12 protein-coding genes are annotated in these 14,734 nt (G+C 58.8%); 6 read left to right on the top strand and 6 right to left on the bottom strand.

All coding sequences use genetic code 11. The features are described from left to right. Window positions 1-7: 7 nt before the first annotated feature. A complete protein-coding gene (locus PYW49_RS03410; RefSeq protein ID WP_320385668.1) occupies window positions 8-295 on the bottom strand; it encodes a VF530 family protein in 288 nt (95 codons plus the stop codon). 131 nt (window positions 296-426) lie between these two features. Then, window positions 427-1,914: a UbiD family decarboxylase gene (locus PYW49_RS03405; protein WP_320385667.1), complete on the bottom strand. Its 1,488-nt coding sequence runs from the start codon at window positions 1,912-1,914 to the stop codon at window positions 427-429. Between the two features lie 110 nt (window positions 1,915-2,024). Here PYW49_RS03405 and PYW49_RS03400 point away from each other — a divergent pair, with 110 nt between their 5' ends. Next, a complete protein-coding gene (locus tag PYW49_RS03400) occupies window positions 2,025-2,909 on the top strand; it encodes a LysR substrate-binding domain-containing protein (protein WP_033145589.1) in 885 nt (294 codons plus the stop codon). Here PYW49_RS03400 and PYW49_RS03395 read toward each other — a convergent pair. The 3 genes from PYW49_RS03395 to PYW49_RS03385 all read right to left on the bottom strand — a co-directional run bounded on the left by PYW49_RS03395 (window position 2,900) and on the right by PYW49_RS03385 (window position 5,690). After that, entirely contained in the window at window positions 2,900-3,811 is a 912-nt protein-coding gene (locus PYW49_RS03395; RefSeq protein WP_320385666.1) for a LysR family transcriptional regulator, read from the bottom strand. The genes PYW49_RS03400 and PYW49_RS03395 overlap by 10 nt on opposite strands. 1 nt (window position 3,812) lies before the next feature. Next, the gene (locus tag PYW49_RS03390; RefSeq protein ID WP_320385665.1) at window positions 3,813-4,799 is read right to left on the bottom strand and encodes an MBL fold metallo-hydrolase; all 987 of its coding nucleotides are present in this window, start codon (window positions 4,797-4,799) and stop codon (window positions 3,813-3,815) included. 141 nt (window positions 4,800-4,940) lie between these two features. Further along, window positions 4,941-5,690 carry a 5'-nucleotidase, lipoprotein e(P4) family gene (locus PYW49_RS03385; protein WP_407057597.1) on the bottom strand — a complete coding sequence of 250 codons (750 nt, stop codon included), beginning with the start codon at window positions 5,688-5,690 and terminating at the stop codon, window positions 4,941-4,943. 240 nt (window positions 5,691-5,930) lie between these two features. Here PYW49_RS03385 and treZ point away from each other — a divergent pair, with 240 nt between their 5' ends. Genes treZ through glgX form a run of 3 tightly spaced genes read left to right on the top strand, consistent with a single transcriptional unit; the run spans window position 5,931 to window position 12,274 of the window. After that, window positions 5,931-7,718 carry a malto-oligosyltrehalose trehalohydrolase gene (gene treZ / locus PYW49_RS03380; RefSeq protein WP_320385663.1) on the top strand — a complete coding sequence of 596 codons (1,788 nt, stop codon included), beginning with the start codon at window positions 5,931-5,933 and terminating at the stop codon, window positions 7,716-7,718. Then, window positions 7,715-10,183, top strand: a complete 2,469-nt coding sequence (treY, locus tag PYW49_RS03375) for a malto-oligosyltrehalose synthase (RefSeq protein WP_320385662.1) — start codon at window positions 7,715-7,717, stop codon at window positions 10,181-10,183. The genes treZ and treY overlap by 4 nt, the downstream gene beginning before the upstream one ends. Before the next feature lie 15 nt (window positions 10,184-10,198). Then, the gene (glgX, locus tag PYW49_RS03370) at window positions 10,199-12,274 is read left to right on the top strand and encodes a glycogen debranching protein GlgX (RefSeq protein ID WP_320385661.1); all 2,076 of its coding nucleotides are present in this window, start codon (window positions 10,199-10,201) and stop codon (window positions 12,272-12,274) included. A 2-nt stretch (window positions 12,275-12,276) separates the two neighbouring features. Here glgX and PYW49_RS03365 read toward each other — a convergent pair whose 3' ends face one another. Beyond that, window positions 12,277-12,822 (bottom strand): winged helix DNA-binding protein, encoded by a 546-nt coding sequence (locus tag PYW49_RS03365; RefSeq protein ID WP_047348472.1) that lies wholly within the window; start codon window positions 12,820-12,822, stop codon window positions 12,277-12,279. A gap of 199 nt (window positions 12,823-13,021) precedes the next feature. Between PYW49_RS03365 and PYW49_RS03360 the strand changes: the two genes are divergently transcribed. Continuing rightward, window positions 13,022-13,744, top strand: coding sequence for a DUF969 domain-containing protein (locus PYW49_RS03360; protein ID WP_023327494.1), 723 nt, complete (start codon window positions 13,022-13,024; stop codon window positions 13,742-13,744). After that, window positions 13,741-14,727 carry a DUF979 domain-containing protein gene (locus tag PYW49_RS03355; RefSeq protein WP_320385660.1) on the top strand — a complete coding sequence of 329 codons (987 nt, stop codon included), beginning with the start codon at window positions 13,741-13,743 and terminating at the stop codon, window positions 14,725-14,727. The genes PYW49_RS03360 and PYW49_RS03355 overlap by 4 nt, the downstream gene beginning before the upstream one ends. The last annotated feature ends 7 nt before the right edge of the window (window positions 14,728-14,734 follow it).

Here is a 14,734-nt window from a genome sequence, read left to right as displayed (position 1 = left end):
TTGCGTATTAGCTCTTGATAATCCGACTGTTGGCCCAGGGATCAAAGGCGGGCGCCTCCTGCTCCGTGCTTCCCTCATCGTCGAGAGAGTCCAGATACAGGGCTTCAACCTCCGCGCGCGCCCATGGGGTACGGCGCAGAAATTTCAGGCTCGATTTAACGCTGGGATCTTTTCTGAAACAGTTAATTTTGATTCGGTCGCCCAACTCGCTCCAGCCATATTTTGCTACCAGGGCGTTGACCATCATCTCCAGCGTTACGCCATGCAAAGGATCTTTGGAAATATGTGCAGTCATAGGCGTCCGGATGTCTCGATTTTTAGGGGATTGGGGTAAACGCTGAAAGGGTACAAGAAAGCAGGGGAAGCGGCAATTTTAGCGTGAGGTTTCTTCACCCCCGGAGAGGTGAAGAAAAGGGAAAAGTCCGTTTATTTTTTGGCGCTGAACAGTTCCGGTGCCCACGGACGCGGATCCACCTCCATAAACGGCGCGCGCTCGAAGCGGTCCTTCAGCGCCCACGGCACCGTGCAGTCGAAGATGGTCTTGCAGGAAATGCCGTTTCCGCGAATCGAGGTGCTGTAATCCGGCGATTGCGATGGATCCAGCTGGTGGCCGCGGATCCCCGGAATATTCGTGATGCTGACATCTCCCTGCATGCGGGTGGTCATCGCCCACAGGATGTCGTCGCTGTCGAAAATATCCACGTCTTCGTCCACAAGAATGATGTTCTTCAGCTCCGAATAGGTGGCTAAGGCAATCAGCGCCGCCTGGCCCTGTCGCCCTTCGTCTGACGGCTGGCGTTTTTTCACCTGCAGGATACCGAGGAACTTACCGCCGCCCGCGGTATGCGCATAGACGTTTTGCAGGAAACCCGGAATCGCCTCTTCAACGGCATTGCGGATGCTGGCCTCCGTCGGCAAACCGGCCAGCGTGGTATGTTCTTCTCCCGGCCCCACCAGCGTTTGCAGGATTGCGTGATGACGCATGGTCACGGCTTTCACTTTGATCACCGGCAGCGAGAGGTTCGCTTCGCCGCAGTAGCCAGGGAACTCCGGCATCGCGTGGCCGGTGTTGGTGTGCTGATCTTCCCTTACGCGCACGCCCGGAAGCAGTTCACCTTCGATGATGATTTCCGCCCGCGCGATGGCTTTCTCTTTTACCGCCACGCCCTGCACCAGTTCGACCGGATGCTGGCGCAGCGCCCCGGCGACGCCCAGCTCGTTGTAGCCAAACGGCGTGGTGGGTGCCTCAAAGCACGCGCCGATATAGATGGCGGGATCGAGCCCCATATTGATCGTCACCGGTAGCGGTTTTCCGGCCTCTTCGGCTTTTTTGCGGAAGACTTCGATATGGCGACCGGCGGCAAGGAACATGGAAAGCTCGTCACGCTCCTGGACGCAGAGACGGTGAATGGTGACATCCGTCAGCGAGCTATCCTCAGGATCGCTTGCCAGCACCAGCCCCAGACAGAAGAACGGGCCTGCATCAATCGGCGTGTTTGTCGGTGCCGGAAGCAGTTTGCGCAGGTCGAAGTCAGGGTCGTCTGCGAAGAAGACCTGTTCCTGACAGGGTGCCTGGGATGCAGGGACAACAACGGGTGCCACCGGCTTTTTCACCGCCTGGCCGACGTGTTTTGCCAGTTCAGAGGGCTCGCATCCCAGAAGGAGCGCCGCGCGCTCGCGGCTGGCGTGCATGCCCACCAGGATGCGGGAGCCAGGATAGCCCTTCACGCTGTTGAACATCATCGCCGGTCCCGTGCGGGTTGGACGTTTTACCGTGCCGCCCGCGCCGATATGACGGTAGACCCCCGCCAGCTCCGCGTTGGGATCGACCGGATAATCGGTTTCAAGATACTGCCCTTCGTGGCGCTGCAGCAGGGCGATGGCGCTGCGGAGATCGTTAATTGGGTTTTCCATATTTTCCTCCCTCGGTTGAATACCTCCATTTTTATGGCAATGACCAATAGCATCAATTGCATCATTACTGCTAAATTGATAAGTAAATTCATATCAAAAGGAGGCGTTCCGTGCAGTTTCGTCAGATGCGCCATTTCATCGTCGTTGCCGAAGAGCTACACATGCACCGGGCCGCTGAGCGTCTGAATATGGCGCAGCCGGCGCTGAGTCAGCAAATCAAGGCCCTGGAGGAACGTTTAGGCGTTACGCTTTTTAGCCGGGCGAACCGCCGCTTAACCCTGACGCCCGCTGGCGAAGCGTTTCTGGTGAAAGCCAGGCTCGCCATCTCTCTGACCGAGCAGGCGGTGCTGGACGCCAGGCAAACGGCAAGGGGCGAGCAGGGGGTGTTAAACCTGGGGTGCGTGTCGAGCGCAATGTTCGACGGCAGGCTGCCCGCCGCGCTGCGACAGATGCATACGCGCTGGCCGGCCATTACCATGTCGCTGGTGACGGGAAATGTGCAAACGCTCTACGCCGCCGTGCAGAGTAACCAGCTGGATGTTGCCATTATTCGAGCGCCGCTGCCGTCGCTGCCTGACGATCTGCAAAGCCGCCCGTTCACCTCAGAGAAAACGGTGCTGGCGCTGTATCGTCAGCATCCGCTGGCGGGATCTTCCGCGCTGACGCTCTCGTCGGTGAAAGACGAAAAATGGATCTCCCTGCGCGACCCGGAGGGGATGGGGCTGGAACAGTACTTTTATGACGCCTGCAGCGGGGCGGGTTTTCAGCCGGACGTGGTGCAAAACGCGACCGATGTGCCCACCGTGATAAGCCTGGTCTCGGCAGGGTTTGGCCTGGCGCTGCTTCCCGCGTCGGCAAAGGCGGTGAGCGTTGAGAACGTCGTCTACGTGGACATCCTCGACCGGCTGCGGGAGAGCGAGCTAACGCTGGTTTGCCACCGAATTATTCGCTCAGAAGTGCTTAAAAAATTTCTGATTACCCTCGATCACACCTGACGTCCGGCCGCCTGCAGCAGCTGCTCGCGCAGCCACACGCTCGCCGGATCCTGGCTGTTTTTCGGGTGCCAGTACATGTTGATGGTAATCGGCTGGAGCGGCAGCGGCGGCGCAAAGATATCCAGCGTGGTAGCGAACCGTCGCAGCATCCGTTCCGGCAGGGTGCACACCAGGTCAGTACCGGCAACAAGCGCAGGCGCCACGGCATAGCTCTGCGTGGACATGGCGACGTGCCGCTGGTAGCCCAGTCCGGCAAGGGTTTGATCGACAAAGCCGGTAAACGGATCCCCCGCCGATGACACCACCAGATGAGAAAGCGCACAGTAGCTTTCCAGGTCTAACGCACCGGTCCCGCGCGGATGGCCTTTACGCTGGGCGGTGGCAAACGCGTCGTCGAGCAGTTTGCGCCTCACCCAGCCGTCATGTGCACCCGCGCTCACGCCAATGTAGATATCCACATCGCCGTTTTCCAGCTGCTGCGGCAGGTCAGCCATCTCCGGCAGGGCAAAGCGCAGGCGGATGCCGGGGGCAACAGTGCCCACCTGGTTAAGCAGCTCGGTGCCCAGCATCAGCGCCGGGTTTTCATGCAGCGCGATAACAAAGGTCCGGGTACTGGTTTGCGCCTCGAACGTGGTGGGGGCAAACATGGCGCTGATGCCGCGTAACACGCTCTCTACCTGCGGCTTGAGCGCTTCCGCTCTCGGCGTCGGTAACACCCCACGTCCGTGTGGGGAGGGAATAAACAGCGGTTCGCCAAAGAGCGAGCGCAGACGCGCGAGACGGGCGGACATCGCGGGCTGGCTGATGCCCAGCCGCGCGGCCGCATGGGTGATATTCCTGTCCTGAAGCAGGGCGTCCAGGGTCAGGATCAGGTCTATGTCCATGTCAGTGATGGGCGTCATCTTATTTCGCGCTGCTGGCGTCCCGGTTGGTATAGGTTACAGGGACCCAGACATAGCCACCGTTTTCGCCTTTGCTGACATAGCCAATACCCGGGAACGGCAGATGTGGCGCGGCAATCAGGTCTTTGTTTTTCACAAACTCCTCGAAAGCATGTTCGCGCACGCTTGCTGCTTTGTTATGATCTTCATCGTAGGTAATGGTCACGTCAGGCTGCGGGAACTGGACCGCCGCGGCATGAATGATGTCACCGACAAAGGTGATCTTCTCGCCTTTACTTGTCAGCGTGTAGAAGGCTGAACCCGGCGTATGGCCGGGATGAACCGTGCCGGTAATGCCTGGAAGAAGGTCAGAGGTGCCGCTAAACGGCACCACTTTGCCGGCGTCAAGATAGGGCTTTAAGGTCTTCTGCGCGACGGTAAAGTAGTTCTTGTCATAGCCGGTTTTTTTCTGATTGTCGTTGTTAAAGAAAAAGTCGATGTCCGGTTTGCCAACGAAAACGCGCGCATTGCTGAACACCGCCTTGCCGTCTTTCACCAGACCGCCAGAATGGTCGGAGTGGGCGTGGGTCAGCAGAACTTCAGTAATGTCCTCGGGTTTAATCCCCTGCGTGGCGAGGCTCTCAATCAGACGTCCGCCGTTTCCGGGGCCAAAGAGCTGGCCTGAGCCGGTATCCACCAGGATTTTATGTCCGGGCATCGCAATCAGGAAAGCGTTGATGGACACCTCGGCCGGGTTGGTCTGGAAGTTTTTCGCGAGCAGCGCATCAATTTTTTGCGGCGTTGTCCGGCGCAGCAGCTTGTGCAGATCCTGCGCGACGCTCCCGTCGGTAAACGAGGTGACAAGAACATCGCCAACCTGAACGCTGTATCCGCCCGCCGGTTGTTTAACGACGTGCTGGGGCGTCTCTGCAAACGCCTGCAGCGCAGGGTAGAAAAGCAATGAACTGGAAATCAGCGTGGACAGAGCAAGTTTTTTCACGGTAAGCATACGAGTCTCCTTTGAAAGCGCTCATCTTACTTCTCCGTAAAATTATAAGAACCTGCCTAATAATGATAGGACCTATAAACGTGATGAATGGTACAACCGAAAAGCCGGGGGGCGGTAATGCCTCTCCCGGCCCGTAAGACGTTATTTTTTCAGCGGTGCGTTCCAGCTGTCCGGCGTGGCTTTGGACCAGGCGCCATAAGCGGCGTTAGGCAGCACAATCCAGTCATCGCCGAAATGTGCTTTGCTGGCCTCAACCAGCTCGCGCTGCTGCTCGCTCGGCTTCTTGTTTTTAAACTGCACGGCGAAATCCGGCAGGCTGTCGCCGAACAGCATCACGATCTGCTGCTTTTTGAGAATGCTCTGGCGACGCTCTTCCTTGCTGACCGTATCCAGAAGCACGCTTTCGTCAGACACCTGCGGAAGTCCAAGGGCGTTTAACGTCCTGAGCGTATCGGCTTTATTTTCCTGCATACGATCCGAGACATAATAGATACGGACCTTGCTTTGATTCACATGGTCCAGAAACGCTTTCGCGCCCGGGATTAATCCGGGTTTTCCCTGTTTCTCCCAGTCGCTCCAGGTGTCCCATTTTGTATAGTCGTGACACTGCTCCGTGTCGCGCACCAGCAGAGGGGTGTTGTCCAGTACCGTTTCATCCAGATCCATCACCACGGCGTAATTTTCAGGCGTTTTCAGGTCTTTTAACTTCTCGTTGAAACGCTCGGTGGCAAACCGATACGTCTGCAGCTGCAGGGCCATAATCTCTGCCGATTTCTGCTGATAGCGCAGCGCCATTTCGTACGCTTTGGGTTCACACAGGTCGCGCTCAGCGGCCGTTGCCGCAGCCGTTGCACTCAAAATAGGTAATGCCAGCAGTAATGCCTTCGCCATAGAATTCACGCTTCTTTCCTCAACGCCTTGTTTAAAATCCGCAAAGCGTAGTGAAATTCAATGACAGAAATATGAAGGCCGCGTTGCCAGGCCAGCATGTCATAGCAGAACAGGGCGACCTCGTCTTTTTGCGGTAAATCCTGAACGAAGCGGTTAAATCCGCTGAGCTAACACACTTTTGATCCTGAACTAAGCTTGTACTTCGTTCCGCGTAAAATGTGGGTCATTCGAGGACAATGAATGGAATTCAGGACATTTCAAAAGCAGTGGGGTGCTGAGTTTATTTCCGATGACGTTGTACGTTTTCGCGTCTGGGCAGAAGGACAAAAAGAACTTACGCTTCGTCTGGCCGCCGCCGACGTGCCGATGCCGGCAGTGGGCGGTGGCTGGTTCCAGGCAGACGTACCCGGCGTCACGCACGGCGCAGAGTATCAGTTTGTCCTGCAGGACGGCATGACGGTGCCCGATCCCGCGTCGCGCGCCCAGAAGGGGGATGTTAACGGGCCCTCCGTGGTTATCGATCCCCGACGCTATCAGCCTGCCAACCGCGACTGGACCGGGCGTCCGTGGGAAGAGACGGTCATTTACGAACTGCACATCGGCACCTTCACCCCGGAGGGCACCTTCCGGGCGGCCATCGACAAGCTGCCTTATCTGGCAGAGCTCGGTATTACCCAGCTTGAGGTGATGCCCGTCGCCCAGTTTGGCGGAACCCGCGGCTGGGGGTATGACGGCGTGCTGCTGTATGCCCCGCACGCCGTCTACGGTACGCCGGAGGATTTCCATGCGCTTATCGACGCGGCTCACGGCCTTGGGCTTTCCGTGGTGCTGGATATTGTGCTCAACCACTTCGGCCCGGAAGGGAACTATCTGCCGCTGCTGTCGCCGGCGTTTTTCGATGCCGATCGCACGACGCCGTGGGGCAACGGCATCGCCTATGAGGCGGAGCCGGTCAGGCAGTATATTACCGACGCGCCGCTCTACTGGCTGACGGAATATCGTCTGGATGGCCTGCGCTTTGATGCCATCGACCAGATTAAAGACGCCTCGGATACGCACGTTCTCGAGGAGATAGCCGAAAAGATCCGCGAGGCGATCCCGCACCGACACGTTCACCTGACCACGGAAGACAGCCGCAACGTGATTTTCCTGCACCCGTGGGATGAACAGGGCAACACGCCGCTGTTTACCGCCGAGTGGAACGATGACTTTCACAATGCCGCCCATGTGTTTGCCACCGGCGAGACCCACGCTTACTACCAGGATTTTGCCTTTGAACCGGAGAAAAAATTCGCCCGGGCGCTGGCCGAAGGGTTTGTCTACCAGGGCGAGGTATCTCTGCAAACCGGTGAATCCCGCGGGGTGGAGTGCCACACGCAGCCACCGCAGTTCTTCGTCGATTTTATTCAAAACCACGACCAGACCGGGAATCGCGCCCAGGGCGAGCGGCTTATCACCCTGGCGGGTGCCGATAAGACGCGGGTGCTGCTTGCCGCGCTGCTGCTTTCCCCCCATATCCCGCTGCTGTTTATGGGCGAGGAGTTTGGTGAAACGCATCCGTTCCTGTTCTTTACCGATTTTCACGGCGATCTGGCAAACGCGGTGCGGGAAGGGCGCGCGAAAGAGTTTACCGGGCATGCCGGGCACGATGAAACCGTCCCGGACCCGAATGACGTGAACACCTTTGTTCGCTCAAAGCTCGACTGGAATAAGATCGCCACCGACGAGGGCAAAACGTGGCTGCGCTACACCCGCCACCTGCTGACGCTGCGCCATCGCTATATCGTTCCGCTTCTGCATCAGGGCGGCGCCGTTAAGGGCCAGGTGCTCAGGACCGCGCCCGGCATGGTGGCGGTGAGCTGGCGCTTCCCGTCGGGAACGCTCTCGCTGGCGCTCAATATCGGAACGAAGTCCGTCGCGCTGCCCGCTTTCGCGGGGGAGACGCGCTTTGCCTGGCCGGAGAACCACGACGTTTTACCCCCGAACGGTATTGTCGTTCGCTTTGCTGATGGAGAAGCAACGTTATGATCCCTTCCGCTACGTACCGTATTCAGTTTCGTAATGGCATGACCTTTGACCGCGTCGTCGCGCTGGTGCCGTATCTGAAGGATCTCGGAATCAGCCACCTCTACGCCTCGCCGGTGTTTACCGCCACAAAAGAGTCTACCCATGGGTATGACGTGACCAACCCGAATGAAATTGACCCCGCCATCGGTGGACGAGCCGGGTTTGACCGCATGGCCGCGGCGCTCAGGCAGGCCGGGATGGGGCTGATTCTGGATATTGTCCCGAACCATATGTCCACCTCGCTGGAAAACGCCTGGTGGCGGGACGTGATTGAACACGGCAAGCAGAGCCGCTATGCCCGGTATTTTGATATTGACTGGTCACGGCCGCTCACGCTGCCGTTTCTCGGCGACACCTTTGAGGCAGAGCTGGAGAAGGGCGCTATCACGCTAAAACGTGACCCTGTCACGGATAAGGCCGCGCTGGTCTACTATGACGCCGGGTATCCGCTCAACCCCGGCACGTACAGCGAGGAGAAGAGCATTACCGAGCTGCACGACGCGCAAAGCTGGCGCCTGATGTCCTGGCGGGAAGCGCCGAAGCAGCTCTCGTGGCGGCGCTTCTTTGAAATAACCGGCCTGGTCGGCGTTCGGGTTGAAGATGACGCGGTCTTCGACGACACGCATCGTCTCATCCTTGAGCTGGTCCACGCGGGCGTGGTGGACGGCCTGCGTATTGATCATATCGACGGTCTGGCCGATCCGCTGGGCTATCTGCAGCGCCTGCGGCAGGCAACCGGACCCGACTGTTACATCACGGTCGAGAAAATTCTCGCGAAGGGAGAACAGCTGCCCGCAGACTGGCCGATATCCGGCACCACCGGCTACGAGTTTATCGCCTCGCTGGCGGAGGTGCTGGTCGACGACGCTAACCTGCCGCGCCTGGAGAAAATCCACGACGAAACGCTGGGGGTTACGATCGATCGCCACGCTGAACTGCGGGATGCCAAAGGCCTGATGACCGATCGTAATTTTGAGGGCGAATTCACCACGCTGTTAACGATTGCGGCCGATCTGGCTCGACGCAATGACGTTGTGCTGCCGCGCGACGATATCCGTCACGCGCTGCGGGAACTGCTTATCGCGTTTCCGGTGTACCGCACCTACGGCACACCCGAGGGATTAACCCCGCCGGACGTGGCGCTGCTCAACCGCGTGGTCGCTAGCGTGGAGACCTCCGAAGCGGCGCTGAGCCTGATTGTGCGCATTCTTACCGGCGACCTGCCGGACGCGTGCCGCGAATCCTCCGCGCTTTTCAGAACCCGCTTCCAGCAGCTCACCGGGCCGCTGATGGCGAAGTCGGTGGAGGACACGCTGTTCTTTCGCCACAACCTGGAGCTGGCGCTTAATGAAGTGGGCGCCGACCCGACGCCGCGCGCGTTCTCGCTATCCCGCTTTCACCAGGAGATGCGCATTCGCCTTGCCCGCCAGCCCGACGCGCTGCTGGGCACCTCCACGCACGATACCAAGCGCGGGGAAGACACCCGGGCGCGTCTTTACACCCTGACGGAAGCCCCGGAACAATGGGGGAAAAACCTGGCCCGCTGGCGACAGATGAACCAGACCGAGGTGCGTTTTCTCAATGACGGTACCGCGCCGAACGCCGCCGATACCTGGATGATCTATCAGGCGCTGGCGGGCGTCTGGCCCGCCACGCTGTCACCGGACGACGCCGATGGGCTGAAATCACTGGAAGAACGTTTCCTCGGCTTCCTCGAGAAAGCCCTGCGCGAGGCGAAACAGCGCACCGACTGGATCGACAGCAACGAGAGCTATGAGAGCGTGGTGCTGAGCTACGCGCGGCACCTGCTTTCCCCGGACAACACCCTGTTCCTGCATGACTTCAGCGAGGCGATGCAGCCCTTTATCCGGGCCGGGCTGATGAACAGCCTCAGCCAGACGGTGATCAAGCTGACGGCTCCCGGCGTGCCGGACATCTATCAGGGCAGCGAGGCGCTTAACTTTAGCCTTGTCGACCCGGATAACCGCCGGGAGCCGGACTTCCCGGCCCTGGTGCAAAACCTCAGCGCGGCGGATGCCGGCGTGTTTGACGACCCGGCCTGCTGGCGGGACGGGCGGGTAAAACAGTTCGTTACCGCCACGCTGCTCCGGCTTCGTCCGCACTACGCGGCGCTTTTCCGCTACGGCGACTGGCTGCCGCTTAAGGTCACCGGCGAACGCGAGGAGAATCTGATTGTTTATGCGCGCGTTAAGGACGATGAGGCGCTAATTGTTGCCGTGCCGCGTCTGGTGTTTGACGTCACCGGTAACGACAAATTGTGGGTCAATACCACGGTCGCGATACCGGAAGAACTGGCCGGGAAGCGCTATCGGGATCTGTTCAGCGGTGAAAGCCGCATTCTGCAAAAGACGCTGGATTTAACGTCAGAAAAGGGATGTGTACTGGTTCTGCTAACCTGCGAATAATCGTGGAGAACGAAAATGGCAAAGGATACTACGTTTGAAATTCGGGCCGGTCATGGCCAGCAGTTGGGGGCGAATTATGACGGGAAGGGAGTTAACTTCGCGCTGTTCTCCGCTCACGCCGAGCGGGTGGAGCTCTGTCTGTATGACCCGTCCGGGAAAACCGAAATCGCCCGACTGACGCTTCCGGAATATACCCATGAGGTCTGGCACGGTTACGTCCCCGATCTGCAGCCCGGCGCGCTGTACGGCTATCGCGTCTACGGTCCTTACGACCCGGAAAATGGTCACCGCTTCAACCCGCATAAGCTGCTTATCGACCCCTACGCGCGTGAACTGGTGGGCGATATCGACTGGAACGACGCCCATTTTGGCTATGAGCTGAGGCATGACGAGTTAGATTTAAGCTTTGATACGCGGGACAGCGCGCCGTTCACGCCGAAATGTAAGGTCATCGACCCCAATGCCTTTGACTGGCAGGACATCAACCGGCCGAAGGTGCCCTGGTCGCATACCGTTGTCTATGAGAGCCACGTGAAGGGCTTTACCCAGATGAACCCGGCCATTCCGCCCGAGCTGCGCGGGACGTTTGAGGGGATGGGACACAAAGCCTCGGTCGACTACATCAAGAGTCTTGGCATTACCTCGGTTGAGCTGCTGCCGGTTCACTGGTTCCCGGACGATCAACACCTGCTCGACCGTGGCCTGAAGAACTTCTGGGGCTATAACACGCTAGGCTTTTTTGCTCCGGCGTCGCGCTACTACGGCCCCGCGGGCATCCAGGGTTTTCGCGATATGGTGCGCGCATACCATGATGCGGGCATCGAGGTAATTCTGGACGTGGTGTATAACCACACGGCGGAAGGAAATGAGCTCGGCCCTACGCTCTCGTTTAAAGGGATTGATAACTACAGCTACTACCGCACGCTGCCTGACCAGCACCGGTATTACATCAACGACACCGGCACGGGAAACACGGTCAATACCTCGCACCCGCGCGTGCTGCAGATGGTGATGGATTCCCTGCGCTACTGGGCGGAATCGATGCACATTGACGGTTTTCGCTTCGACCTGGGGACGATCCTGGGCCGCGAGCCCGAAGGGTTTGACCCGCGCGGCGGTTTCTTCGACGCCATAACCCAGGATCCGGTGTTATCCCGCCTGAAGCTGATTGGTGAACCCTGGGATATCGGCCCCGGCGGGTATCAGGTGGGCGGCTTCCCGCCGGGCTGGGGCGAGTGGAACGACAAATACCGCGACACCGTGCGCGAGTACTGGAAGGGGGACAACGTCTCCACGGACTTTGCCGCGCGGCTGCTCGGTTCAGGCGACCTGTACGACCTGCGCGGGCGTCGTCCGTGGGCCAGCGTCAATTTCATTACCGCCCACGACGGCTTTACGCTGAATGACCTGGTGTCGTACAACGAAAAGCATAACGCCGATAACGGCGAGGACAATAACGACGGCCACAACGATAACCGGTCGTACAACTACGGTGAGGAAGGGCCAACCGAGAACCCGGACATTGTCGCCACCCGGGAGCGGCAGAAGCGCAATTTCCTGGCCACGCTGCTGCTGTCTCACGGTACGCCGATGCTGCTGGCCGGGGATGAGTTTGGCCGATCGCAAAAGGGCAACAATAACGGGTACTGTCAGGACAGTGAGATCTCGTGGATCGACTGGAAGGGGCTTTCTGAAAACGACGCCGCGCTGCGGGAATTCACGCGCCGTTTGATTGCGCTTCGCGCCGCGCAACCATTATTGCGCCGTGAAAGCTGGCGCGACGGGCTGGAGATCCGCTGGTTCAATGCCGGAGGCGGCGCGCAGCAGGCCGAGCAGTGGGATGAAGGCTCGACGCTCGGGGTCTCCATCAGCAGACCGGATCTCAAACAGGAGGAAGGCCTCTGGCACGACGTGCTGATGCTGTTCAACCCGTTTGAGGGCACCGTGCCGTTCCAGATCCCGCAGTTTGGCGAGGGGGGATGGGTGCTGGAACTGTCCACGGCGGATGAGGCTGCCGCCGGGACAGCGATCACCGAAACCGTCGAGTACGAACTGGCCGGACGCAGCATTACCCTGTTCCGACGTCCTTAGCCTTAGAGTGATGCCGCCGCGCGGGCGGCGGTGTCATACAGAGAAGAGATCGTGCGTAACAGCTGCGCGGTTTCTCCGATCGATTTTCCGGCAATGCCGCTCTCCGCGTGGATCGCAATTAAACACGCTTCCCGCACGTCCCGGTACTTCATGCACAACGCTTTTCCTTCCTCAGTGGTGGAGAAAAAGAGCTCTTTACCCGCTTTCTCACTCGTCACGTAGCCCGCTTTGACCAGCTTTTTCAGGGCATAGGTCACCACATGGGTATCTTCCACGTTAAGAACGAAACAGATATCGGCCAGCTTTTTTTTGCGATCGCGGTGGTTCACGTGATGGAGCAGCGAGACGTCAAAGGCGCCCATGTCGGGCTCGCCCGCTGCGGTCATGCAGCGCACCATCCATTTGTTGAAGGCGTTGCTGGTCATGATCAGCGCGTATTCCAGCTCTGACAGCTCCGCGCAGCGCTCAGAGACCAGGTGGCGGGAAGAGACGATCCGGCCGTCGTTGATATCGTCGTGATGGGGGGTAGCACTCTTTTCTGAGGTCATAACGTTCCTTAGCCAGAAATGTAAACTCATCGATAAAATAAGAACATTTTATTGATAAATTGTTTACATGTTTTTGAGGTTCAGATATAGCTTTTTAGCGCAGGTTTTCCGAAACCTGACGAAAAACACAACATCGCTCGCCGCAAATTAAAAAAATAGCCGTCGGCGCGCAACGCTCACTTTGGATAGGGTAAACGTTATGGACGGTACTACGCTGTTGCCGCTGATCGGGATACCGATCGTGGTTATTGGTTTTGCACTGCGCTTCAACCCGCTGCTGGTGGTCGTGGTGGCGGGGCTGGCGACGGGTCTGCTGGTCGGTATGGATTTCGGTATGCTGCTGGAGACCTTCGGCGAGAAGTTCGTGAACAGCCGATCGCTGGCCACCTTCATTCTGATCCTGCCGGTGATTGGTCTGCTGGAATATTACGGACTCAAAGAGCGAGCGCAGGCCTGGGTGGCGAAGATCGCCAGCGCCACTTCGGCGCGTATTCTGATGCTTTACTTTGTGGCGCGTGAAGGCACGGCCGCGCTGGGGCTGATGTCGCTGGGCGGGCATGCCCAGACGGTACGCCCGCTGCTGGCCCCGATGGCCGAAGGGGCGGCGCTGAATGAATACGGCGAGCTGCCGCAGCATATTCGCGACAAAATCAAAGCCCATGCCGCCGCGTGTGACAACATCGCGGTCTTCTTTGGGGAAGACATTTTTATTGCCTTTGGCGCGGTGCTGCTGATTGACGCGTTCCTGAAAGAGAACGGTATTCAGGGCATCGAACCGCTGCATATCGGCCTGTGGGCTATCCCAACCGCCATTGCGGCATTGGTTATTCATATGACGCGCCTGCTGCGCCTCGATGCCAGCATCCGTCGCGACGTGATGGCCTGGCGCGCGGAGCAGGGTACCCAGGAGGCCGCGCAATGATGACGCTTATCACCATTAACCGCGTGTACTACCTGATTGGCTTTGTCGTGATGCTGCTGGTTGTGATGACCCTGCGCGATCGCGCCAACCCTAAACGCTTTACCACCGCGCTGTTCTGGTTCTTGTTTGGCGGGATTTTCCTGTTTGGCGACCTGATGGTGCAGGAGCTTGGTAAATCCCTGGCGTACCGGATAATCGGCGGCGGCGTCATCGCTATCGCGCTGCTGGCGGGTTTTGGCCTGGTTGGGAAGGGGCACTATAAAATGTCCACCGAGGAGGAGCGCGTCGCGTCGTCACATCGACTCAAAAACTGGCTGTTCCTGCCTGCGCTGATGATCCCGGTAGTGACGGTTATCGGCACCCTGTTCCTGAAGGGGGTGTCGATTGGCGGCGTGTTCCTGCTCGATCAGAAACAGCTTACTCTGGCGGCGCTTTGCGTGGCCTGCGTCGCGGCGATCCTCACCGGCTGGTGGCTTACCAAAGGCACGCCGCTGCATGCGGTTCGTCAGTCTCGTCGTCTTGTCGATACCATCGGTTGGGCGGTGATCCTGCCGCAGATGCTGGCCATGCTCGGCGGGGTCTTCGTGGTGGCGAACACGGGCGACTCGGTGCAAAAGGTGGTGAGCCTGTTTGTGAACCCGGATAACCGCTTCATGCTGGTGGTGATTTACTGCGTGGGGATGGCGCTGTTTACCATGATCATGGGCAACGCCTTTGCGGCCTTCCCGGTGCTGAGCGCCGGTATCGCCTTGCCGTTCCTGATCAACGTGCATCACGGCAACCCGGCGCCGCTGCTGGCGATTGGCATGTACGCGGGCTATTGCGGCACGCTGATGACGCCGATGGCCGCGAACTTCAATATCGTTCCCGCCGCGCTGCTGGAGCTGAAAGATAAATATCAGGTAATCAAGATCCAGATCCCGACCGCGTTAACCCTGCTGGTGGTGAACGTGTTCCTCATGTATTTCCTCGTGTTTCGCTAAGGAGCTG

It is taken from the genome of Enterobacter chinensis (assembly GCF_034008295.1).
Classification (GTDB): Bacteria; Pseudomonadota; Gammaproteobacteria; order Enterobacterales; family Enterobacteriaceae; genus Enterobacter; species Enterobacter chinensis.
Note: the sequence above shows the minus strand (reverse complement) of the source record. Positions and strands in the feature narration are given on the sequence as shown.